The 23,031-nt window shown below is 65.0% G+C and carries 21 protein-coding genes; 8 read left to right on the plus strand and 13 right to left on the minus strand.

Features of this window, described 5'->3' with window-relative positions:
* Positions 1 to 10 precede the first annotated feature (10 nt).
* The 6 genes from C3F42_RS05555 to C3F42_RS05580 form a co-directional block, all read right to left on the minus strand.
* A complete protein-coding gene (locus tag C3F42_RS05555) occupies positions 11 to 889 on the minus strand; it encodes an acetaldehyde dehydrogenase (acetylating) (RefSeq protein ID WP_023630165.1) in 879 nt (292 codons plus the stop codon).
* A gap of 15 nt (positions 890 to 904) precedes the next feature.
* Positions 905 to 1,918: a 4-hydroxy-2-oxovalerate aldolase gene (gene dmpG / locus C3F42_RS05560; protein WP_104444153.1), complete on the minus strand. Its 1,014-nt coding sequence runs from the start codon at positions 1,916 to 1,918 to the stop codon at positions 905 to 907.
* A 27-nt stretch (positions 1,919 to 1,945) separates the two neighbouring features.
* Positions 1,946 to 2,989 (minus strand): AbrB family transcriptional regulator, encoded by a 1,044-nt coding sequence (locus C3F42_RS05565; RefSeq protein ID WP_023630163.1) that lies wholly within the window; start codon positions 2,987 to 2,989, stop codon positions 1,946 to 1,948.
* Positions 2,990 to 3,074: 85 nt separating this feature from the next.
* Positions 3,075 to 4,313: an acetyl-CoA carboxylase biotin carboxylase subunit family protein gene (locus C3F42_RS05570; protein WP_094010443.1), complete on the minus strand. Its 1,239-nt coding sequence runs from the start codon at positions 4,311 to 4,313 to the stop codon at positions 3,075 to 3,077.
* A 216-nt stretch (positions 4,314 to 4,529) separates the two neighbouring features.
* Positions 4,530 to 5,360, minus strand: coding sequence for a hypothetical protein (locus C3F42_RS05575; RefSeq protein ID WP_104444154.1), 831 nt, complete (start codon positions 5,358 to 5,360; stop codon positions 4,530 to 4,532).
* 49 nt (positions 5,361 to 5,409) lie between these two features.
* Positions 5,410 to 6,582: an MFS transporter gene (locus tag C3F42_RS05580; RefSeq protein WP_038705829.1), complete on the minus strand. Its 1,173-nt coding sequence runs from the start codon at positions 6,580 to 6,582 to the stop codon at positions 5,410 to 5,412.
* Positions 6,583 to 6,676: 94 nt separating this feature from the next.
* On the opposite strand from C3F42_RS05580, the gene C3F42_RS05585 reads away from it, so the two are divergent.
* Positions 6,677 to 7,585 (plus strand): LysR family transcriptional regulator, encoded by a 909-nt coding sequence (locus C3F42_RS05585; protein ID WP_094010445.1) that lies wholly within the window; start codon positions 6,677 to 6,679, stop codon positions 7,583 to 7,585.
* Positions 7,586 to 7,633: 48 nt separating this feature from the next.
* Here C3F42_RS05585 and preA read toward each other — a convergent pair whose 3' ends face one another.
* The 3 genes from preA to hydA all read right to left on the minus strand — a co-directional run bounded on the left by preA (position 7,634) and on the right by hydA (position 11,879).
* Positions 7,634 to 8,908 (minus strand): NAD-dependent dihydropyrimidine dehydrogenase subunit PreA, encoded by a 1,275-nt coding sequence (gene preA, locus C3F42_RS05590; protein ID WP_094010446.1) that lies wholly within the window; start codon positions 8,906 to 8,908, stop codon positions 7,634 to 7,636.
* On the minus strand, positions 8,909 to 10,276 hold the full coding sequence (locus tag C3F42_RS05595; RefSeq protein WP_104444155.1) for an NAD(P)-dependent oxidoreductase: 1,368 nt from the start codon (positions 10,274 to 10,276) through the stop codon (positions 8,909 to 8,911).
* 163 nt (positions 10,277 to 10,439) lie between these two features.
* Positions 10,440 to 11,879 carry a dihydropyrimidinase gene (gene hydA, locus C3F42_RS05600; RefSeq protein ID WP_038705825.1) on the minus strand — a complete coding sequence of 480 codons (1,440 nt, stop codon included), beginning with the start codon at positions 11,877 to 11,879 and terminating at the stop codon, positions 10,440 to 10,442.
* 613 nt (positions 11,880 to 12,492) lie between these two features.
* Here hydA and C3F42_RS05605 point away from each other — a divergent pair.
* The 7 genes from C3F42_RS05605 to csrA all read left to right on the plus strand — a co-directional run bounded on the left by C3F42_RS05605 (position 12,493) and on the right by csrA (position 19,582).
* Entirely contained in the window at positions 12,493 to 13,983 is a 1,491-nt protein-coding gene (locus C3F42_RS05605; RefSeq protein WP_104444156.1) for an NCS1 family nucleobase:cation symporter-1, read from the plus strand.
* Between the two features lie 67 nt (positions 13,984 to 14,050).
* Positions 14,051 to 15,337, plus strand: a complete 1,287-nt coding sequence (locus tag C3F42_RS05610; protein WP_104444157.1) for a Zn-dependent hydrolase — start codon at positions 14,051 to 14,053, stop codon at positions 15,335 to 15,337.
* A gap of 186 nt (positions 15,338 to 15,523) precedes the next feature.
* Positions 15,524 to 16,282: a molybdate ABC transporter substrate-binding protein gene (gene modA, locus C3F42_RS05615; protein ID WP_104444158.1), complete on the plus strand. Its 759-nt coding sequence runs from the start codon at positions 15,524 to 15,526 to the stop codon at positions 16,280 to 16,282.
* On the plus strand, positions 16,282 to 16,962 hold the full coding sequence (gene modB, locus C3F42_RS05620; protein ID WP_038705823.1) for a molybdate ABC transporter permease subunit: 681 nt from the start codon (positions 16,282 to 16,284) through the stop codon (positions 16,960 to 16,962). Before modA ends, modB begins: the two co-directional genes overlap by 1 nt.
* 1 nt (position 16,963) lies before the next feature.
* Positions 16,964 to 18,055, plus strand: a complete 1,092-nt coding sequence (modC, locus tag C3F42_RS05625; RefSeq protein WP_038705822.1) for a molybdenum ABC transporter ATP-binding protein — start codon at positions 16,964 to 16,966, stop codon at positions 18,053 to 18,055.
* A 58-nt stretch (positions 18,056 to 18,113) separates the two neighbouring features.
* Positions 18,114 to 19,136, plus strand: a complete 1,023-nt coding sequence (locus C3F42_RS05630; RefSeq protein WP_104444159.1) for a DNA topoisomerase IB — start codon at positions 18,114 to 18,116, stop codon at positions 19,134 to 19,136.
* Positions 19,137 to 19,387: 251 nt separating this feature from the next.
* Positions 19,388 to 19,582, plus strand: coding sequence for a carbon storage regulator CsrA (csrA, locus tag C3F42_RS05635; RefSeq protein ID WP_023628788.1), 195 nt, complete (start codon positions 19,388 to 19,390; stop codon positions 19,580 to 19,582).
* A gap of 77 nt (positions 19,583 to 19,659) precedes the next feature.
* Here csrA and C3F42_RS05640 read toward each other — a convergent pair whose 3' ends face one another.
* From C3F42_RS05640 to C3F42_RS05655, 4 genes are all read right to left on the minus strand, one after another.
* Positions 19,660 to 20,019 carry a response regulator gene (locus tag C3F42_RS05640; RefSeq protein WP_104444160.1) on the minus strand — a complete coding sequence of 120 codons (360 nt, stop codon included), beginning with the start codon at positions 20,017 to 20,019 and terminating at the stop codon, positions 19,660 to 19,662.
* A gap of 4 nt (positions 20,020 to 20,023) precedes the next feature.
* The gene (locus C3F42_RS05645) at positions 20,024 to 21,469 is read right to left on the minus strand and encodes an ATPase domain-containing protein (RefSeq protein WP_104444161.1); all 1,446 of its coding nucleotides are present in this window, start codon (positions 21,467 to 21,469) and stop codon (positions 20,024 to 20,026) included.
* 6 nt (positions 21,470 to 21,475) lie between these two features.
* A complete protein-coding gene (locus C3F42_RS05650) occupies positions 21,476 to 22,636 on the minus strand; it encodes a nitrogen regulation protein NR(II) (RefSeq protein ID WP_023628791.1) in 1,161 nt (386 codons plus the stop codon).
* Positions 22,637 to 22,716: 80 nt separating this feature from the next.
* A complete protein-coding gene (locus tag C3F42_RS05655; RefSeq protein WP_031314446.1) occupies positions 22,717 to 23,001 on the minus strand; it encodes a hypothetical protein in 285 nt (94 codons plus the stop codon).
* Positions 23,002 to 23,031: the final 30 nt, after the last annotated feature.

Genomic DNA, 23,031 nt, shown 5'->3' on the forward strand with positions numbered 1-23,031 from the left:
AAATTCCGTTTCAAGCGGCGCGCACGGCAGAGCGACCACGCGCCATTAGCGCAGCCATGTGGGTGGCCGTCGCGGTGATGATGTCGAGATTGCCGGCACTCGGATCAAGGTAGTCCCCCGCCCCCTCGACCCGCACCATGGTGAACAGGCGGCCTTCGCTGTAGTGCAGGTCGACGATCACCTCGTAGCCCGGAACGGCCTCGCGCACCAGCGCCACGGCCCGCTCCACCTCGCGTCGGGTGGCGGCCAGGTCGACTTGGGCGATCAGTGCCGAGACCGCCGTCTGCATGTAGACATTGGGCTTGGCCGGGTTGATGTTAAGGATCGCCTTGACCTGAGTGCAGCCGGTGAAGCGACGCAGCGCCTGCTCGGTGGTGGTGATGTAGTTGCTCAGGTTGCGGCGGGTGGCGGGGCCTGCGCTTTCGGCGCTGATCGACGACACCACCTCGATATAGCGCACCCCAGGGTTGGCCCGGGCGATGGCGGCTGCCAGCGGGATCGAGGCCTGGCCACCACAGGTGATCATGTTGACGTTGCTCGCTCCGGTCAGCTCCAGGCCGTTGAGCGAAGGCACGCACAGTTGACCCAGGGCTGCCGGGGTGAGGTTGATGATCACCTTGCCGGCCTCGATCAGGCGCGGCGCATGGCGCTCATGGTCGGTGGCCGAGGTGGCGTCGAACACCAGGTCGAACTCGCCGATCCGGGCGAACAGACCTTCGATACCGTCGGCGGTGATGGCGACCCCGCGCTCACGGGCGAAGGCAAGGCCCGCTGAGTGTGGGGAGCGTCCGGCGACCAGCGTGCAGTCCAGGTCCGGATGGGCCAGGACCTTGCACAGGATGTCGCAACCGATGTTGCCGCTGCCGATGATGGCGGTTTTCAGGGACATGAACGCACTCCAGAGTCAGGCAACGGAAGGTTGCGAAAGGCGGCTGGCCACCGAGATGATCAGGTCTTCCTGGCCGGCTACCGCATTGCACTGGGCCAGGGCTTCGTAGATTCGCCGTGGTTCGACGCCGAACTCGCTGGCGGCGCGCGCGACATGTTTTTCGAAACCACTGCACACGCCGTACAGGCCACTGATCAGGTTGGCGGTCTTGACGACCGTGGGCGTGCTGACCGGGGCGATGCTCTCCAACTGCTCGATGGCGCGGCACAGGGCGAAAATGTCCACGCCGGTGGCGAAGCGGTAACGCTCAAGCACCGCGCACAGGGTCTCCAGCTGGGTGTTGCCGGCACCGGCACCGAAGCCGCGCATGCAGCCGTCGACGATCGTCGCCCCGGCCTGGACCGCGGCCAGCGAGTTGGCGATGGCCAGGCCCAGGTTGTTGTGGCCATGGAAGCCCACCGGAATCGAAAGTTCGCTGCTGAGCAAGGCAATCCGCTCACGGGTGCTGTCCGGATCGAGGTGGCCAGCCGAATCCATCAGCACGATGGCGTTGGCACCATAGCCCTGTTGTTTCGTCGCCTCCTCGAGCAACCGCTCGGGGCTGGCCATGTGGCACATCATCAGTACGCCATGCACATACGCGCCGTTGGCGCGCGCATGCTCGATATAGCTTTCGGTCACGCTCGCCTCGGTGCAATGGGAGGCGATGCGCAACACCTCGACACCGATCCGCAGCGCGGTATCGATATCGTCCAGCCTGGCGAAGCCTGGAATCATGTGGATGCCCAGGCGCGTGCGACTGAGGTTGGCGCGCGCGGTCTCGAGCATCTCGGTGTCGGCGTGGCGGGCCAGCCCCAACTGCAGGGACGATGCTCCCAGGCCATTGCCGTGGCCGACCTCGACCACGCTCAGGCCGCAGCTGTCGACTGCACGGCAATAGGCGGCGATATCTTCCAGGCTCAACGAATGGGAGACGGCATGGTTGCCGTCGCGCAGGGTCGGATCATGAATGGCGATTGCAGCGGTCATCGAGATCAGGTCCTTGTGATCGAAGGTTCAGTTGCGCGGTGCGTCGGTAACCGGTTCGGGCTGGAGCAACCGCTTGGGCAGGAACGCCGGAGAGATATGAATGATCGACATGCGCACCACGTGGTTGAGCATGACGAAGGCAGGATCGAGCTTGAGCAACAGGGCGGCCGCGGTCATCACCTCGACACCGCCCGGCACCCAGGACATGAACAGCGCCAGGAAAGGTTTGCCGGTGAGCTGGGCGGCGAGCGCGGCCACCAGCAAGGTGGTGCAAAACGTCAGCGTGGTCACCACCAGGCCAGCACGCACGTATCGCAGTACGTCTCCCAAGGTGATGTCGCGCAGGCGAATACCGATCAAGCCACCCAGCAGGATCAACGCCACCATCGCCACCGGGTCGGGCACGTGCAGGTTGACCGACGGCATGCCGATGTTGACGGCGGCCGCACAGACCAGGCCGGTAAGCATGTACGGCGCGGGCACATCGAAGCGCTCCAGCAGATAGCCGGCGGCGACCGCGACCAGCGCCACCGGGACGATCCGCAGGTAGTCGCCCAGGGTGCCGGTGGCCGGCACCGCACTGTCGCCATGCCCGCCTGCGATCAGCGTCACCACCAGCAACAGCGCCAATAATCGGACGATATGCACGAAGGCGATTCGGCCAGAGGCCGGTCCCTCCTCCCCCGACACCGTCATCACCGCCGCCATGGCGCCGGGAATGGCACTGAGCAGGCTTTCGATATGGCCCCACTTCTCCATGCGGCGCAGCCAGTTGTAGCCCACCAGGATCTGTGTGGTCATGCACACCAGCAGCCCGAGCAGAATGCTGAAGTCAGTGAGCTCGTGCATCATCGAGGCGGTGACCGTGGAGCCGACACTGATCCCCAACAGCAACTGCACGGTGGCCACGAACGGGAATGGCATGCGCATGCGCACGCCCCACTTGCTCAACGCCGTGACCGCGCAGATGGCGCCGATCAGTTCACCGAGCGGCAGCCCGCTGAGAAATCCCAGCCAGGCCCCCAGGGCCGCGACCGGAATGGGGATGAGGCTCTCGATCAAAGGTTTCATGGCATCGTCACCTGTCTGCAGGCATGACCGTCCCGACTGGCGGCACGGTCAGCAAAAGTGATTGAGGAACAGGACAGTCAAGCGGCTAGACGGCGGCCGCTTCGTTGCCCGCCCAGTCGCAGCTTTCGTGGAACCAGCGCTCGACTTCGCCAAGCCGCAGTTGCAGCTCACGCTCGTTGCGCCCGGCGACGATGGCATTGAGGATTTCCGAGTTGGTGAACTCCATCGACCGGTAGGCGGTCATCCTGCTCGCCGATATGCGGTACTCCAGCACGCCGTCGAGCGGGCAGTCGCTCGGCACCTCGCGCAACAGGCCGACTCGCGGTGGAATGCTGATGTGCCCGACCATCTGCCGCGGTTCGATCATGGACGCCGGACGATACGCGGGATCGCGCAGCGCGCGCAGGAAGGTCATGCGCGGGTCCAGGCCCCAGGCATGGCTGATCTCCTGGTTGAAGAACACCCCGCCCAGCCTCGAGGCGATTTCGCACAGGACAATCTCGCCCGTGTCGGTGACGAACAGTTCAAGGTGGAACAGCAGGGTCGGCTCGGAAGGCAGCACATCCTCGACCAGCGCACGGGCATAGCGCACCAGCTTGTCGCGCATCGGATTGCTGGCATCGAGCATGTGCAGGTCGTGGGCCTTGCCGCCGAGGAAGTCCAGCGCCGAGGTCATCACCCGCACAGGCGACACAAGGATCGGCTTGCCGTCGATGTAAAGGCCGTTGACGATGTAGTGGCTGCCCCGCACATAGCGCTCGATCATCAGGTTGTGGAAGGTGGTGGCGCCACGCGCAGCCAGCCACTGGCGAAGCTGCGACATGTCCCTGAGTACTTCCACGCCGTTCGAGCCACGACCATCGCGCGGTTTGACCACCACCGGGAAGCCGTGCTGCTCACTGAACTGGATCGCTGCGGTGGCATGGGTCAGCGGCGCCATGTCGGCGACGGCGAAACCACGGTCGCGGGCCCTCTGCTTCATGAAGAACTTGTCGCGATAGAACATAGCGCGCCCCTCGGCGCCCTGGCTGACACCCAGCCGGTCGTTGATGCGCGCCACCCGCAGCACATCGATCTCGGCCAGTGCCACGCACAACGGATCGCGCATCTCGCGGGCCATGTCATGGACATCCACCTCGACCAGCGCGTTGTCGTTGAAATAGTCGAACAACCGGTACACCACTTGATCGCCAAGATGCGCGGTGATTTCCTGGGCGCGGGAGTTGCAGCTCAGCAGCATGCCTCCCGGCCCTAGGGCGTCGGCCCAGCTTTGCGCGCTGTGCTGGAGAATGATCTTGGGTGGGCAGAAGACGATCAGCTGCATGAGGCGTTCCTTGCGTGCTTGCATAAGTCAGAAAGTGACCAGGCACCAGGGCCAGGCTCACCACTGATTCTGCTGAGGAGTCGGCGGCCGATGCCAATACCGATTCAGTCGTTATTGATACTCCCCACCTAGCCCATGCAGGTGGTTTGCAAGGCGTGCGAAAGCGCTGCCATGTCGGGGAACATGGCAGGCGTCTTTCAGGCGGGACTCAGCCGGTCAGATCAGGCAGGCGGCGCAGTCGCGCATCACCTCGGCCTTGCGCTGCAGGTATTGGGCAAAGACTTCACGGGCCGTAGCCCTGTCCACGGCGATGCCCATGGCCTTGACGAAGACCTCGACCGCCTCGACCGCGTGGGCGAAATGATTGCTTTCGGTCCCCCCGGTGTGCACGGTGACCCAGGCCACAGTCTTGCGCACCTGCTCGGGCGGGACCCCCATGTCGCGCTCGAACCAGCGGGTGTACAACGGATGGATGTACTCCACCTCACCGTGGGTGTAGACCTCATGCACCAGCGTGGTCAGCAGGCCCTGGAGCAGGTCACGGTCACGCAGACGGCGGGTATCGGTCCAGTCCTTGAACGCCTGCGCCGACGGCAGGCAGTTTTCCTTGAGCAGCCACTGGTCGTCGCCACACAGTGGCGTGGCCATGTTGTAGAACAGGTCGGCATGCAAGATGTTGTCCAGCGCCCCCAGGTCCTCGTCGGTGATTCGCTGCAGGCTGCCGCACACCTGGTAGATCTGCTGCGCGGCGGCGCTGCCCTGCTCGGAACGCGCCAGCAGGGTCAAGCGATTGGCCAGGCCGGAGACGCTGGCGGCCGAGTTGTTGGTCTTCGACCAGCTGGCGAAGAACTTGCGTAACGCCGCGGCGTCATGGCGGCGCGAAGTCAGCACCTGGAACGCCTCCTCGATGTCGACCAGCGCGGCCTCCTGGTTGCGGAACTCATCCCATAGCGCCTGTTTCAGCACGCCGGCAGGCATCTCCTGCAACACCGGTTCAATCACACTCAGCAACTGGCTGTGCACGGTCGGCAAGTTACTCACGGTCATCTCACTCTTTTCCTTGTTGGATGATGATGTAGCGCGTTGAGGAAACGATTCATTGCAATGGCTGGACCGCCGGCCCGCGGACCGGCGCCACCCGCCAGCTGCCCCGCGCGATCAGCAGCGGCAGCAGCTGGAACACCACGATCAGGGCGACGCAGCCGCCCCAGCCCCAGCGTTCCCACAGGCCGCCGGGCACGAAGGCGCCGAAGCTGCCGCCAAGGTAGTAGCAGCTCAGGTACAGACCGACCGCGGCGGATTTCTGCCGTGGTGCCTGGGCGGTGATGAAGGCATTGGCAGCGGCCTGGGCGAGAAACACGCCGGTGGAGCTGAGCGCCAGGCCCAGCACGATCAACCATAGCGACGGGGAAAGGGTCAGGGCCGAGCCGGCGATGCCCAGGTATCCGGCCACCCGCACCAGGTCGGCATGGGGTCGCGCCTTGCTCAGGCGTCCGGCCAGCGGCACCACCACAAGCGCCAGCAGGAACACTGCGTAGATGGCACCCAGCGCTGCAGTGCCCAGGGCGAACGGGGCCTCGCTCAGGTGCAGGCCCACATAGGTGAAAGTCGCGACCTGGGCGAACAAGACACAGAACCCCACGGCATAGGCCCCCAGCAGCGGCCTGCTGGCAAGCTCGCCAAGCGCCAGCGGCTCACGCCGGGCCGCTGGCGGATTGCGCGGCAACAGCAGCGCGATGCCCAGCGCAACCGCCAGGCTGAGCCCTGCCTGGACCGTCAATGCCACACGCCAGTCGGCAAGCTCGGTGACCAGGCCGGTGAGGAAACGCCCGCAGAAACCGCCGAAGATCGTGCCGGCAACATAGACGCTGGTCATTTCGGTCACGGCACCGCCCTGCCAGCGCACGCCGATGTAGGCCACGCTGGTGGCGAACACCATCGGGATGAACAACCCCTGCACCGAACGCCACAGCAGGAATTCACCAAAGCTGCCCGCCCACGCCGCCAACAACGCCGGCAGCGCCAGCAACAGCGCCGCCCCGGCGATGACCCGATGCTGTTCACCCCGAGCCGTCAGCCAGCCGACAAAAGGCGCGGTCAAGGCCACGACCAGGATCGTCACGGTGATGCTCCAGCTGGCCTGTCGCAGCGTGACCGCAAAGGCACGGGTCAATTCAGTAAGCAGGCCTTGGGTGGAATACAGGTTTAGAAATGCGGCACATCCGCCAAGAAATAGGGCAATCCGGGGGAAGTCGGCGGAAAAACGCATGCAAACACTCGTAAAAAATTTTTACATGTTTATAAGGTAGGACGAATTTTGGATCCAATACCTATTGCCGACCGATTGATACTCAAGGAAGAACATCATGGATTTGCGCCGACTGCGCTGTTTCCTGGTTGTGAGCGAGGAATTGCATTTCGGCCGTGCGGCTGCGCGCCTGCACATGGCCCAGCCGCCGCTGACGCGACAGATATCGGCACTGGAGACTGAGCTTGGGTTTCGCCTGTTCGACCGCAGCACCCGCAATGTCAGCCTGACCACCGCGGGCCGTCACCTGCTGCCCTACGCTCGCGGCGTGCTCGAGCAGGTCGACCTGACCACAACGATCACCAGCAAGCTGGCGGCGGGCTCGGCCGGCCAACTGACGGTGGGCTACGCCAGTTCGATCGCCCTCTCGGACACCTTCAGCCATACCATCCAGGCGTTCTGCTCGAAGTACCCGGATGTGCAGTTGAATGTGGAGGAAGGTGCTTCCAGCACCCAGTGGACGCAACTGCTCGAAGGCCGCCTGGATATCGGCATGAGCCGCATGCACCCGCCGGGCGACAACCCTCAGGTCCAGGCCATCTGCCTGGACAACGAGCCGCTGGTCGCGGCCGTTCCCAGCGACAGCCCTCTCGCCGGGCAGTTGCAGGTCAACCTGGCCGAGCTCGGCGAACTGCCGCTGATCACCTTCCCCGCGGATTACGGCTCGGGCTTGAACGAAATCATCCTCGGCCTGTACCGCCGCCACGGGCTGACGCCACGGCCGGCTCCGAGCGGCCGGCAGATCACCTCGATCATCGCCCTGGTCGCTGCGGGCCGCGGCGTCGCGGTGGTACCGCAGTGCACCCGGTCCTTGGTCAGGCGTGGCGTGTCCTACCTGCCGTTGGCCGAGCCCGGCGCCTGCGCGCCGCTGCTGGTACTGACGCGCAGGCACGAGCGCAGTCCGCTGGTGCGGGCGTTCGTCGAGGTGATCGAGCAGACCTTGCGCAGTGGTCAGAGTGGTTAGACCAAATCTCCCACGAGAGACCTGCGTGAGGTCGGCGTCCCAGCGACCTCAACCCGCCTCGCGATAGGGGTTGCGCGGATCCTGCGTCCAGTTCATGTACGGCTTGCCGGTGTCCTGCGCCTGCATGTCGATGCAACCTTGCACCGGGCAGGTGATCTGGCACAGGTTGCAGCCCACGCACTCGGCCTCGATCACACTGTAGGCGTGGGTGCCGTCGGCCTTCAGGGTGCTGGCGATGGCCTGGTGCGAGGTGTCCTCGCAGGCGATGTGGCAGCGCCCGCAGCCAATGCAGGCGTCCTGGTCGATATGCGCCACCGACTTGTAGTTGATATCCAGGTACTTCCAGTCGGTGGTATGCCCAACGGCCTGGCCACGAAACGCCTCGAGGCTCCGGTGGCCATGCTGGTCCATCCAGCGCGCCAGGCCGTCCTGCATGTCTTCGACGATGCGAAAGCCATGCAGCATCGCTGCGGTGCAGACCTGCACCGCGCCGCTGCCCAGGGCAATGAACTCGGCGGCGTCACGCCAGGTGCCGATACCGCCGATGCCGCAGATCGGCAGCCCGCGGGTCTCAGGGTCGCGGGCAATCTCGGCGACCATGTTCAGGGCGATCGGCTTGACCGCCGAGCCGCAGTAGCCGCCGTGGGTGCTCTGGTCGCCGACGATGGGGTGGGCAACCATGCGGTCCAGGTCGACACTGGTGATCGAGTTGATGGTGTTGATCAACGACACCGCGTCCGCCCCGCCCCGGTGGGCAGCGCGCGCCGACTGGCGGATGTCGGTGATATTGGGGGTGAGCTTGACGATCACCGGCAGCGTGCAATGGGTCTTGCACCAGCGGGTGACCATTTCCACATACTCGGGCACCTGGCCGACGGCGGCGCCCATGCCGCGCTCGGGCATGCCGTGGGGGCAGCCGAAGTTGAGTTCGATGCCGTCGGCGCCGGTGGCTTCCACCAGCGGCAGGATGAACTTCCAGGATTCTTCGACGCACGGCACCATCAGCGACACGATCAGCGCACGATCGGGCCAGTCCTTCTTCACCTGGGTGATCTCGCGCAGGTTGATCTCCAGCGAACGGTCGGTGATCAGCTCAATGTTATTGATGCCCTGCACCTGGCGGTTGGCGCCGTAGTGCGCCGAGTAGCGCGACGACACGTTGACCGCCGCCGGGTCCTCGCCCAGGGTCTTCCATACCACACCACCCCAGCCGGCCTCGAAGGCGCGGACCACGTTGTAGGCCTTGTCAGTGGGTGGTGCGGAGGCCAACCAGAATGGATTGGGTGCCTTGATGCCGGCGAATACGATGGACAGGTCGGCCATTTACGCAGCCTCCACATTGAGCATGAGTTGGGCATGGATGGCTTCGGCGGCCAGCTTGCCATGTTGCACCGCCTGGACGGTGAGGTCCTGGCCCAGGGCGGTGCAGTCGCCGCCGGCGTAGATGCCGGGGATGGAGGTGCGCATGTGCGCGTCCACCTGGATGCGCTCGCCGTCGCGGGCCAGTTGCGCCGCCAGCGGATCGCCGAGGCCTTGCTCATCGAAGCGCTGGCCGATGGCCTTGAAGATCGCGTCGGCAGCCAGCTCGAAGGTTTCGCCGGTATCGCCCAGGCGTCCGTCGATCAATTGCGTGCGCGCAAAGCGCATGCCGCGCACGCGCCCGGCATCATCCAGCAGCACGGCATCGGGCCGGGCCCAGGTGTGCAGGCGTACCTGGTTGTGCTTGGCAATTTCCTGCTCATGGCCGGTGGCGCCCATGTCGGCTTCGCCGCGGCGATACACCAGGTTGACGTCGCGGGCGCCCAGGCGGCTCATCTGCACGGCCATGTCGATGGCGGTGTTGCCAGCGCCGAGCACCAGGCAGCGGTCGGCCAGCGGCAGCTGGGCGAGGTCGTCAGCCTGGCGCAATTCACGGATATAGTCGGTGGCGGCAAGCAGGCCCGGCGCGTCTTCGTCCGCCAGGCCCAGCTGGCGCACGGCCCCCAGGCCCAGGCCGAGGAACACCGCGTCGTACTGGCCATGCAGCTCGGCCAACGACAGGTTGCCGCCCAGGCGCTGGCCATGGCGGATCTCGATTCCGCCAATGCCCAGCAGGAACTCCACTTCACGCTGGGCGTAGTCGTCCACCAGCTTGTAGCGGGCGATACCGTATTCGTTGAGACCGCCGGCCTTTTCCCGCGCCTCGAAGATCATCACGTCGTGGCCGTGCATCGCCAGCCGGTGCGCGCAGGACAACCCGGCGGGGCCGGCGCCGACCACGGCGATGCGCTTGCCGCTGGCCGGCGAACGCTGGAACGGATGCTCGGTGAAGTCGGCATGATCCAGGGCGTAGCGCTGCAATTGGCCGATCAGCACCGGAGCGCACTCCTGGGCGTTGTTGCGCACGCAGGCTTGCTGGCAAAGGATCTCGGTGGGGCAAACCCGGGCACAGCTGCCGCCGAGGATGTTGGCCGAGAGAATGCGCTCGGCGGCGCCTTGCAGGTTCTCGTCGCTGATACGGTGGATGAACGAAGGGATGTCGATCTCGCTGGGGCACGCATTGACGCACGGCGCGTCGTAGCAGTACAGGCAGCGTGCACTCTCGACAGCGGCCTGACGGGCGGTGAGCGGGGGCGCGAGGTCGCTGAAGGCCTCGGCCAGCTGGTCGGCGCCGGCGCGGGGGCGCGTCAAGTGGTTCAGGGCATCGATCACGGTTGTAGCCTCTCTCGTTTTTATTGGAGGCGGCGGTGGTCAGGCGCCGGTCCGTTCTGGGGGGATGGCAGTCAACAGGAACATGTGTGTGGTTATCAGGGGGCGCCTTGCGCCCGTATCGCCGGCTTGCCGGCGATAGGGCTGCGCAGCAGCCCCAACTGCTTCAGCGCTGAACCGGCGTCGGTTTCTGCCGTTCGGCACGCCGCTCCAGCACCTCGTACACCGACGGATAGGCTGGGCGCTCCACGTAACGCCCCGCGCCCGGCTCGGCGCGCAGGTCGCCATCGGCCCAGAGCACCTTGCCCTGGCTGATGGTGTGGCTGGGGATGCCGCGCACCGTGCGGCCTTCGAAGATGTTGAAATCGACCCGCTGGTGGTGGGTCTGGGCGCTGATGGTACGGCTGCCCTGCGGGTCCCACAGCACCAGGTCGGCGTCGGCGCCGACACGGATCGCGCCCTTGCGCGGGAACAGGTTGAAGATCTTCGCGGTGTTGGTGGAAGTCAGCGCGACGAATTCGTGCATCGACAGGCGCCCGCTGTTCACCCCGGCGTCCCACAGCACCGCCATGCGGTCCTCGATGCCGGCGGTGCCATTGGGGATCCGGCTGAAGTCATTGCGGCCCATGGCCTTCTGCTCGGCGCAGAAGCAGCAGTGATCGGTGGCCGTGGTGTGCAGGTTGCCCGACTGCAGGCCACCCCACAGCGCGTCCTGGTGCTCGCGCGGGCGGAATGGCGGGCTCATCACATAGCCGGCGGCGGTGGCCCAGTCCGGATCACGGTAAACGCTGTCGTCGAGCAGCAGATGCCCCGGGAGCACCTCGCCGTACACCGGCTGGCCCTTGGCCCGGGCATAGGTGATCTCATCCAGCGCCTCGCGGCTGGAGACATGCACCAGATACAGCGGCGTGCCCAGGGTTTCGGCGATACGGATGGCGCGGCTGGCGGCCTCCCCTTCGACCTGGGACGGACGCGACAGCGGGTGTGCCTCGGGGCCGGTCAGGCCCTGGGCGAGCAATTTTTGCTGCAGGTGATAGACCAGCTCGCCGTTTTCGGCGTGCACCGTGGGCACCGCGCCCAGTTGCAGGCAGCGTTCGAAGCTGGCCACCAGGGTGTCGTCGGCGGCCATGATCGCGTTCTTGTAGGCCATGAAGTGCTTGAAGCTGTTCACCCCATGCTGGGCGACCAGCTCGCCCATCTCCTCGGCGACCTGCTCGCTCCACCAGGTGATGGCGACGTGGAAGCCGTAGTCGCTGGCGCTCTTTTGCGCCCAGCCGCGCCAGGTGTGGAAGGCCTCGAGCAGCGACTGCTGCGGGTTGGGGATGACGAAGTCGATGATCGAGGTGGTGCCGCCGGCCAGGCCAGCGGCAGTGCCGCTGAAGAAGTCCTCGCTGGCCACCGTGCCCATGAACGGCAGCTGCATGTGGGTGTGCGGGTCGATGCCGCCAGGCATCAGGTACTGGCCACTGCCGTCGAGGATCTCGCAATCGGTGGGGGCTTCGAGGTCTTTGCCGATGGCGCGGATCAGGCCATCGGCACACAGGACATCGGCGGGGTAGCTCTCTTCATGGGTAACCACAGTGGCGCCACGGATCAACAGGGACATGCCGTCTTCCTCGCAGGCTGACCGGTCTTCTGGCCGGTTCTTGGAATTGTGTTGGCCGGGCGCTGGAGGTGAGTTCATCAATCCTGTCAGGCCTGACAAGAATCGAGGCTAGTATCTGATCGGATATTGATCAAGAAAAAATATATGCAACCATTAAAAACACTAAATAACTGATTTTTAATGGTTTATTTAACAAATCACCAAAAAGTTACACCCCCTCACCATTTTGACGCACTTGACAGGAAGCCAAATTGGTCAAGATTTTCTACGCAAAATCAGGTGTTTGTTTCCTGGCTGGATGGCGCAGGCCGCGCCGGTGGTTTTCCAGGTTGCACCCGTTTGAATCACGCGGGTGATGGACCGGCCAGACAGACGGCATGCGCGGGCGCTCCCGCTTCGCCTGCCGTGTTGATGAATGCCTTTGCAGGTCAGTGAGTTACCTCCGGTCGGCGGCGGCCCGCCGGGAAGGCGCGGGCTTTCCCGGCACGTTTGTTGAAAACGCAGGCCATAACCGCCTGGCCGGGCCGGAGGTGCAGTACTGGTGGTGTGTGTACTCCGGCCATCGCGTCAGCCCGATGAGCGACAACTACAAGAAAAAGACCTGGAGAACCCCATGCAACAGAGCAGATCACATGTGGTCGAGCAGCATGGCCTGTACGAGCTCGACGCCGGCAGCGACGTCCTCGACAGCCCCCGCTACAACCACGACATCGCCCCGACCAAGGTGCACCAGCGCACCTGGAACAAGTGGCACATCACCGCGTTGTGGGTGGGCATGTCCATCTGCGTGCCCACCTACACCCTCGGTGGCGTGCTCACCGCCTACTTCGGCCTGAGTGTCGGCGAGGCGCTGCTGGCGATCCTGCTGGCCAACCTCATCGTGCTCATCCCGCTGACCCTCAACGCCTTCCCCGGCACCAAGTACGGCATCCCGTTCCCGGTGCTGCTACGCGCCTCGTTCGGCGTTTTCGGCTCCAACGTGCCATGCCTGATCCGCGCCGTGGTGGCCTGCGGCTGGTTCGGCATCCAGACGATGTTCGGCGGGCTGGCCATCCACCTGTTCCTCGGTTCGCTGTTCCCCGAGTGGAAAGCACTGGGCGGCACTGGCGAGGTGATCGGTTTCATGCTGTTCTGGTCGCTGAACCTCTGGGTGGTGCTGCGCGGCGCCGAGTCGATCAAGTGGCTGGAGACGCTCTCTGCCCCCCTGCTGGTGGCGGTCGGTGTCGGCCTGTTGTTCTGGGCGCTGCCGCACATGTCGATGAGCGAGCTGCTGGCGCAGCCGCCCAAACGCCCCGAGGGCGCCAGCGTGGTCAGCTACTTCTGCGCCGGGCTCACCGCCATGGTCGGTTTCTGGGCCACGCTGTCGCTGAACATCCCCGATTTCAGCCGCTATGCGAAAAGCCAGAAGGACCAGATTCTCGGGCAGATCTTCGGCCTGCCGCTGACCATGTTCCTGTTCGCCGCCCTGGGCGTGATCATGACCGCCGCCTCCGCCTCGCTGGTGGGCCAGACGGTGTCCGACCCGGTGAGCCTGATCGGCCATATCCAGAGCCCCGGCTGGGTGGCCCTGGCCATGGCGCTGATCATCATCGCGACGCTGTCGACCAACACCGCGGCCAACATCGTCTCGCCCACCAACGACTTCCAGAACATCGCCCCGCGCCTGATCGGGCGCAGCCGCGCGGTCTGGCTGACCGGTTTCATCGGCCTGGCGCTGATGGGCCACGAGCTGCTCAAGAAGCTCGGCTGGATCGTCTCCGACCTGAGCCTGGAGAGCGTGTACTCCAACTGGCTGCTGGGCTATTCCAGCCTGCTCGGGCCGATCGCCGGGATCATGGTGGTGGACTACTTCCTGGTCCGCCGCCAGCAGCTGGACCTCGCCGGGCTGTACCGCGACGACGTGTATCCGGCGTGGAACTGGGCCGGGTTCATCGCCTTCGGCGTACCGGTGGCGCTGACCGTGATGGCCATCGGCAACAGCAGTTTCAGCTGGTTCTACGACTACGGCTGGTTCACCGGCTCGCTGCTCGGCGGCGGGCTCTACTACGCCCTCGGCGGCATCGCGGTGCGCGGCCCGGCGCGGCTGGCCAAGCCGATGCCCTGATGCGCCGCATCGCGGGGCAAGCCCGCTCCCACGTGATGGTAAAAATAACAGCCTGAGGAGACACCCCATGACCATCCCCGCCAAGGAAATCCTGCAATCCAGCCAACGCAACATCGACAGCAACCGCCTGTGGCAATCGCTGATGGAGCTGGCCCGCCTCGGCGCCACGCCCAAGGGCGGCGTATGCCGCCTGGCGCTGACCGATCTTGATCGCCAGGCCCGCGACTTGTTCGTGCAGTGGTGCGAAGCAGCCGGTTGCACGGTGAGCATCGACGCGGTCGGCAACATCTTCGCCCGCCGCCCCGGGCGCAACGCCAAGCTGCCGCCAGTGATGACCGGCAGCCATATCGACACCCAGCCCACCGGCGGCAAGTTCGACGGCTGCTTCGGCGTGATGGCCGGGCTGGAGGTGATCCGCACCCTCAATGATCTCGGCGTGGAAACCGAAGCGCCGCTGGAGGTGGTGGTGTGGACCAACGAGGAAGGCTCGCGCTTCGCCCCGTGCATGATGGGTTCGGGGGTGTTCGCCAACAAGTTCACCCTCGAGCAGACCCTGGCCAAGCGCGACGCCCAGGGCGTGAGCGTCGGCGAGGCATTGAACGCCATCGGCTACGCCGGCAGCCGCGCCGTGTCCGGCCACCCGGTCGGCGCCTACTTCGAGGCGCATATCGAACAGGGCCCGATCCTCGAAGACCAGCACAAGACCATCGGCGTGGTGCTCGGCGCCCTCGGCCAGAAGTGGTTCGACCTGACCCTGCGCGGCGTCGAGGCCCACGCCGGCCCCACCCCGATGCACCTGCGCAAGGACGCCCTGGTCGGTGCCGCCGCCGTGGTCGAGGCGGTCAACCGCACCGCCCTCGCCCACCAGCCCCATGCCTGCGGCACCGTCGGTTGCCTGCAGGCCTACCCCGGCTCGCGCAACGTGATCCCCGGCGAAGTGCGCATGACCCTGGACTTCCGTCACCTGGAAGGCCAGCGACTGGAGTCGATGATCGCCGAGGTGCGCCAGGTGATCGAGGCCACCACGGCCAAGCACGGGCTGGAATACGACCTGGTGCCCACCGCCGACTTCCCGGCCCTGTACTTCGACAAAGGCTGCATCGAGGCGGTGCGTGATTCGGCGCGCAACCTGGGCCTGGCGCACATGGACATCGTCAGCGGCGCCGGGCACGACGCAATCTTCCTCGCCGAGCTGGGCCCGGCCGGGATGATCTTCGTGCCGTGCGAGGGCGGAATCAGTCACAACGAAATCGAGAACGCCGCCCCCGAGGACCTCGCGGCCGGCTGCGCGGTACTGCTGCGGGCAATGCTGGCGGCGTCGGAGGCGATTGCCGGCGGGCGGTTGGCGGCGTAGCGATGATCGCGGAACTGCGCGCGGCCGCTAGCGTTCAGCATCATCTGCGTGGGAGCGGCCGTGCGCCGCTGCCACGCAGCGCCACGACAAGGCTTGCCCCACGGTGAATCATGCCAGCCCCTTCCCGAAAGACGGCTTATCGCTATATATTTCGCAACATAACGATAATCCCCAGGAGCCGTCTTCATGCGTATTCGCTTGTCCCATATGGCCGCCAGCGCCCTTGCCAGCCTGATCTGCCTCAACAGCGCCTGGGCCGATGAAGTCCAGGTCGCCGTCGCGGCCAACTTCACAGCGCCCATCCAGGCCATCGCCAAGGATTTCGAGAAGGACACCGGCCACAAGCTGGTCGCTGCCTACGGCGCCACCGGCCAGTTCTACGCACAGATCAAGAACGGCGCGCCATTCGAGGTATTCCTCGCCGCCGACGACAGCACCCCGGCCAAGCTGGAACAGGAAAAGGAAATCGTTGCAGGCTCGCGCTTCACCTATGCCATCGGCACCCTGGCGCTGTGGTCGGCCAAGCCAGGCTATGTCGACGCCAAGGGTGACGTGCTGAAGAAGAACGAGTACAAGCACCTGTCCATCGCCAACCCCAAGGCCGCGCCCTATGGCCTGGCAGCCACCCAGGTGCTGGACAAGCTGAAGCTGACCGAAGCGACCAAGGCCAAGATCGTCGAGGGCCAGAACATCACCCAGGCCTTCCAGTTCGTCTCCACCGGCAATGCCGAGCTGGGCTTCGTCGCGCTGTCGCAGATCTACAAGGACGGCAAGGTCAGCGAAGGCTCGGCCTGGATCGTGCCCGCCGAGCTGCATGACCCGATCCGCCAGGATGCGGTGATCCTCAACAAAGGCAAGGACAACCCCGCCGCCAAGGCCTTGATCGATTACCTCAAGGGCCCGAAAGCCGCCGCAGTGATCAAGTCCTACGGCTATGAGCTCTGATGCCCCTCGACGCCAGTGACCTGGGTGCCATCTGGCTGACCATCAAGCTGGCCAGCCTCACCACCGCCATCCTCCTGGTGCTGGGCACGCCCATCGCCTGGTGGCTGGCGCGTACCCGCTCATGGCTGCGCGGGCCGATCGGCGCGGTGGTGGCCCTGCCCCTGGTGCTGCCGCCGACGGTAATCGGCTTCTACCTGCTGCTGGCCCTCGGCCCCCATGGCTGGATCGGCCAAGCCACCCAGGCCCTCGGCCTGGGCAGCGTGGTGTTCAGCTTCAGCGGGCTGGTGATCGGCTCGGTGGTGTATTCGATGCCCTTCGTGGTGCAGCCACTGCAGAACGCCTTCGGCGCCATCGGCCAGCGCCCCCTGGAAGTGGCCGCGACGCTGCGCGCCAGCCCGTGGGACACCTTCGTCAACGTGGTGCTGCCCCTGGCTCGCCCCGGCTTCATTACCGCCAGCATCCTCGGTTTCGCCCATACCGTCGGCGAGTTCGGCGTGGTGCTGATGATTGGTGGCAACATTCCCGACAAGACCCGCGTGGTCTCGGTGCAGATCTTCGATCACGTCGAGGCCATGGAATACAGCCAGGCCCACTGGCTGGCCGGGGCCATGCTGGTGTTCTCGTTCCTGGTGCTGCTGATGCTCTATGCCGGCCGCCGTGGCAAACCAGGCTGGAGCTGAAATGAGCGCATCGATAAAGGCACGCCTGAAGCTCGCGCGTGACGATTTCACCCTCGACGTCGACCTGAAGCTGCCCGGTCGCGGCATCAGTGCCTTGTTCGGTCACTCCGGCTCAGGCAAGACCTCGTGCCTGCGCTGCCTGGCCGGCCTGGAACGGGCCGCCAGCGCGTACATCGAAATCAATGGCGAGGTCTGGGAGGACAGCAGCCGCGGGCGCTTCATCCCACCACACCAACGCCCGGTCGGCTATGTGTTCCAGGAGGCCAGCCTGTTCCCGCACCTGTCGGTGCAAGGCAACCTGGAGTTTGGCTGGCGCCGGATTGCTCCCCAGGCCCGTAAAATCAGCCAGGAACAGGCATGCCAGTTGCTGGGTATCAGCCACCTGCTGGCGCGCAAGCCGGCCACGCTGTCCGGCGGCGAGGCACAACGGGTCGGCATCGCCCGAGCCTTGCTCAGCAGCCCGCGACTGTTGCTGATGGACGAGCCTCTGGCGGCCCTCGACAGCGCGCGCAAGCGCGAAATCCTTCCGTATCTGGAGCGCCTGCACAACGAGCTGGATATCCCGCTGATCTATGTCAGCCATGCCCAGGACGAAGTCGCGCGCCTGGCCGACCACCTGGTCCTGCTCGAGCAGGGCAAGGCGCTGGCCAGCGGGCCAATCGGCGAGACTTTGGCCCGCCTGGACCTGCCGTTGGCCCAGGGCGAGGATGCCGGAGTGGTGCTCGAAGGTGTGGTGGTGGGCCACGACCCGCACTATGGGCTTTTTGACCTGCGCCTGCCAGGCGCGGACGGGCAACTGTTGCGGATCGCCCACCCCGCCTTGCAGGTGGGGAGCACCCTGCGCCTGCAGGTCCAGGCCCGGGATGTCAGCCTGGCATTGGCTGCGCAGGGGGCCTCGAGCATTCTCAACCGCCTGCCGGTCCGGGTACGCGAATGCCACCCGGCGGAAAACCCGGCCCATGTGCTGATCAGCCTGGATGCCTCTGGCACTGCGCTGCTGGCGCGCATCACGCGCTATTCGGCGGACCAGCTCGATGTACGCCCAGGCCAGTTGCTGTGTGCGCAGATAAAGTCGGTGGCGCTGTTGGGCTGAGCAATGTCGCGGCCAATGCTGTCCATTGCAGCAAGAGTGTTCTCGATGGACTGCGCCGATGCCCGATTGCCCGTTGCCTGCCGCCCTGCATTATGTCGATGACAGCCAACCCGGCCTGACCCGCCGACGCTGGCGCGACCGCTTTCACTATTTCGACGCCGGGAACCAGCGGGTGCGCGATGAAGAAACCCTGGCGCGCATCGCCGCCCTGGTGATCCCTCCGGCCTACACCGACGTGTGGATCTGCGCCGACCCCCAAGGACATCTGCAGGCCACCGGCCGCGATGCCCGAGGGCGCAAGCAGTACCGCTACCACGCGCAATGGCGCGAAGTGCGCGATCAGCATAAATATGCACGCATGCTGGCTTTTGCCGAGGTACTGCCGAGGCTGCGCAAGCAACTGGACGCCCACCTGGCTTGCCCCGGCCTGGGGCGAGAGAAGGTCATGGCGCTGGTGATCAGCCTGCTCGACACCACGCTGATCCGCATTGGCAACCGCCAGTACCTGCGGCAGAACCGCTCCTACGGGCTGACTACCCTCGACACCCGCCATGTGCAGGTCAAGGGCAGCCGTATCCGCTTCCAGTTCCGCGGCAAACGCGGCGTCGAGCACAACGTCACCCTCACCGACCGGCGCCTGGCCGGCCTGGTCAAGCGCTGCATGGAGTTGCCCGGCCAGGCCTTGTTTCAGTACCTGGACGAACAGGGGCAGCGCCATGGCATCGGGTCCACCGAGGTGAACCAGTTCCTCCAGCAGTTGACCGGTGCCGATTTCACGGCCAAGGACTACCGCACCTGGGCCGGCAGCAGCCTGGCGCTGAACCTGCTCCAGCCGCTAGCCTGGGAACCCGATAGCGAGGCTCGCCGCCAGGTCGCCGCCATCGTCCGCCAAGTGTCCACGCGCCTGGGCAACACGCCAGCGGTCTGCCTACGCTGCTACATCCATCCCGCAGTCCTCGAGCATTTCCACCTTGGGCGCCTGTCTGCCTTGCCCCGCGCACGCCCACGCAAGGGGCTGGAAATCGAAGAAGTGGCATTACTGCGTTTCCTGCAGATGCTCGAGCGCCAAGACGAACATTGACGGTCACTATTTACTTCATCGAATAGAGAAATTTCCCATATGGCACCAAGCACCCTATCCTTGCCATCGAGCACCTTGCCGCGGGGTTGTGCCGCAGCCCCACTGGCGCCTGCAACTAAAGATCGACGACAGAATTTGTCTGGCGGGGAATTACTATCCGCCGAAAGCGTCTTTAATGAGAAGGAAGAGGGACAGGCTCCCACCGCAGAGCACCTGGCTCGGCGGTTTTCTACATCACCAAGGAGAACTACATGCTGATACTCACCCGCAAGGTTGGCGAAAGCATCGTCATCGACGATGACATCAAAGTCACCATTCTGGGCGTCAAGGGGATGCAAGTGAGGATCGGTATCGATGCACCGAAAGATGTCCAGGTGCACCGTGAAGAGATCTACAAGCGTATCCAGGCCGGTAGCCCCGCGCCCGAAAAAAGCAACGACGAGTAACCCGCAAGCCAACCGCATCATGCCGCACGGATGCGCCTGATCGATTGCCCGCCCATGCGGGGAGCCTCTCCTGAATCTCAGGTGCCCAGCAATTCGCGCACCGTGGCGATCATCCGGTCCATGTCGAATGGCTTGTCGAACACGGCCGCGAACTTCCCGGGGCAGGCCCGGCCCTGGCTGGCCTGGGCGCCGCTCATGAGAATGACCGGCAGGTCCGCCAGTTCCAGCTCTTCACGTATGGCCTGCAGCAGTTCTTCGCCATTGAGCACCGGCATCATGTAGTCGGTGATTACCAGGTCCACGCGCTTTTCCTTCAAGGCCTCCAGGGCCTTGCGCCCGTTGCTCGCCTTTTCAACCAGATAACCCTCATCCTCCAGGGCAAAACCGAGGATGTCGGCAATCAGGTACTCGTCATCGACGACCAGGATAGTGTTCACCCCATCACCGATCTCCCGGCGGTGTCGCCGAACCACTGAGCACGCCACTGGCACCATCGAACGCTCGCGCGAGGCTGATGCCATTTGGTCCAAGACTCAACGCCTGCAGGGCAGGGTCGTGGTCGCTGTCACGCACCTTGATGACCGACAGGGCCCGGTGCAGTTGCGCGTCAAGCTCGGCGAAGCGCATCAGGATCAGGTTGTCGACGATGCTCGACAGGTCGGGGGCCGGCGCGGTGATCTCCGAACCGAAGATGTCACGCATCTCCCAGGTCAGCAGCACTGTCACACCACGGGCACGCAATTCGCCGGTCAGCGCGCGGAAAAAGGCATTCAGACGGGCGGGCTCAAGGGCCAGTCGGCCGAACGCTCCCAGGCTGTCGACCACCACACGCCTGGCCCCGAGCGCCTCGACCTGCGCCAACAGCTGGGCGCCGAGTTGGTCCAGCAGGCCTTCGGTGGTCGATTGCCAGCTCAGTTGCACGCTGCCTTCACGCTCGAGTGCCGGCAGGTCGAAGCCCAGCGCGCAAGCCTTCAAGCGCAACCGCGCCGGCGTCTCGTAGAAACCGAAGTGCAGCCCCGGCGCAGCCTTGGTCGAAGCGGCCAGGAACGCGATGCCCAGCGCTGTCTTGCCCACGCCTGATGGCCCCATCAGCAGGGTCACCGACGCCTCGGCCAGTCCGCCACCGAGCATGGCATCGAGGTCGGCAACACCCGTGGCGACCCGGCTCAGGGTTTGCGCCCCTGCCTGGCTGGGGCGACTGTACAGCGACTCCAGGCGCGGGTAGACCTGCAACCCCGCCTCCGTGATCAGGCATTCGTGGCGCCCGGACAACGCGCCACTGCCACGCGTCTTGCGCAACTGGACATGGCGCACCGCCGTGCTGCCGACCAGGTGCTCGCCAAGTTCGATAACGCCATCGACCATGGTGTGCTCGGGGCTACCCTCGTCCAGCCGCGCACTGGTCAGCAGCAGCAACGTGCAGCCGGCAAACGCCGCATGCCCCTGCAGTTCGGAGACGAATTTCTTGGTGTCGAGGCTGGTTTCCGCCCTGGAGCGGGCATTAAGCAGCCCGTCGACGATCAGCAGGGTGGCCTGCTGCCGGGCAATTTCCTGGCGCAACAGCCTGACCACCGCGTCCAGGCCGTCCTGCTCGAGGGTGTCGAATGCGCTGACGAACTGGATGGTGTCGCCTACAAGCGCCGCGTCGAAGAAGCTCAGGGTCGACAGATACTGGAACAACCGTTCATGGGACTCGCTGAGCAACGTCGCCACCAGGACCCGACCACCCTCACGCACATGGTTGCACGCCAGCTGGTTGGCCAGGATGGTCTTGCCCGAGCCGGGATGCCCCTGAACGATATAAGAGGCGCCGACCACCAGCCCACCCTTGAGCAGCGCATCGAGCCCCTCGATGCCCGTGGCCAGTCGCTTCAGTTGCTCTACCATGGCTGTCTATCCGTCGGTCGAAAGCGAATCGGGGCCCGTCCGGGCTGGCAGGTACAAGCTCATACAGGTGCCCTCGCCAAGCCGGCTGGACACCTCGATCATGCCATTGCTCTGCCGGGCGAAGCCATAGGCCTGACTCAGGCCAAGGCCAGTGCCCTTGCCGAAGGCCTTGGTGGTGAAGAATGGCTCGAAGATCCGAGGCAGCACCTGCGGGTCGATGCCCTGGCCGTCATCACGCACATCGAAGCGCACGAACTGCCCGTACAACCCATCCACCTCCCCGGACAACTGCACACTTTCGACCACCAGACGGATCTGCCCGGTGGCGGCAATGGCGTCGCGGGCGTTGAACACCAGGTTCAGCAAGACCATCTGCAACTGCCCGGCGTCCACCTCGATCAGCGGCAAGTCAGGCTGTACCTGGGGTAGCAGTTCGATCTCCCGGGGCAATGCGTGCTCCGCCAGCCCACATATGATATCGATCGCCTCGGCCGGCACGATGCGCGTGATGCTGAGTTGCCGATGCCGGGCAAAGCTGAGCAGTTGCTGAGTCAACTGGGTGCCGCGCTGGCCGGCATCGAGGATATGCTCGAGCAAGCGCCTCACGCGTGCCGGATCCTGGCTGCTGCTGGCAAGCCGCGCAGAGCTGAGGATGATGGTCAGCAGGTTGTTGAAGTCATGGGCCAGGCCCCCGGTGAGTTGCCCCAGGGCCTCGAGCTTTTGCGCCTGGAACAGTTGCGCACGCATGCCATCGAGCTGCAGGGCCGACTCGCGGCGATCAGTGATGTCGCGGGTGACCTTGGCCAGGCCGATGACCTCGCCTTGTGCGTCGCGAATCACATCCAACGCCGCCAGCGCCCAGAACTGCGTGCCGTCCTTGCGCACGCGCCAGCCTTCGTCCTGCGCCTTGCCTTCTTCGAGTGCCTGGCGCAGCAAGCGTTGCGGGCGGCCGTCGGCACAATCCTGGGCGGTGAAGAACAGCGAGAAATGCTGGCCGATGATCTCATCGGCATCGTAGCCCTTGATCCGCTGCGCGCCAGCGTTCCAGGACACCACATGGCCGGTTGGGTCGAGCATATAGATGGCGTAGTCCACCACCGCCTGGACCAACTGCTCGTAGCGTGCCTCTGACATCACCGAATGGGTGGGGCGGTCTGTCGAAACCATGCGAGCTCCACAAGCACCGCGAAAGGACATATTGAGCGTAGTCAAAAGTCCAGCCTGTACTGCCCCTTATACGACGATCGTCAGCGCTCGCGTTCCACCACGGTCGGCACCAGCTTGCGCGGCATCGCCACCTTGAGCAGCCACCCCCCCACCAACAGGATCAGCGCTGCGCCTGCAAAGGCGAGCAAGCGCCTGGGCTGGGCAGCCTCCTGGTCGAAGCCGAGCATCAGCAGGTAACCACCCAGGCTGATGAAGCCCGCATACAGGAACGCCGCCAGCAGGCAGACCAGCAGGAACAGCAGGCGCCAGAACAACTTCGGGCGGATACGCCGCGTTGCGTCCGGGCCAGGGGAAAGCGATGACATGGCAACAGGCCTGGTTGGATCCAATGCGCG

Source organism: Pseudomonas sp. PONIH3 (assembly GCF_002934345.1).
In the GTDB taxonomy this organism is placed as follows: Bacteria; Pseudomonadota; Gammaproteobacteria; order Pseudomonadales; family Pseudomonadaceae; genus Aquipseudomonas; species Aquipseudomonas soli.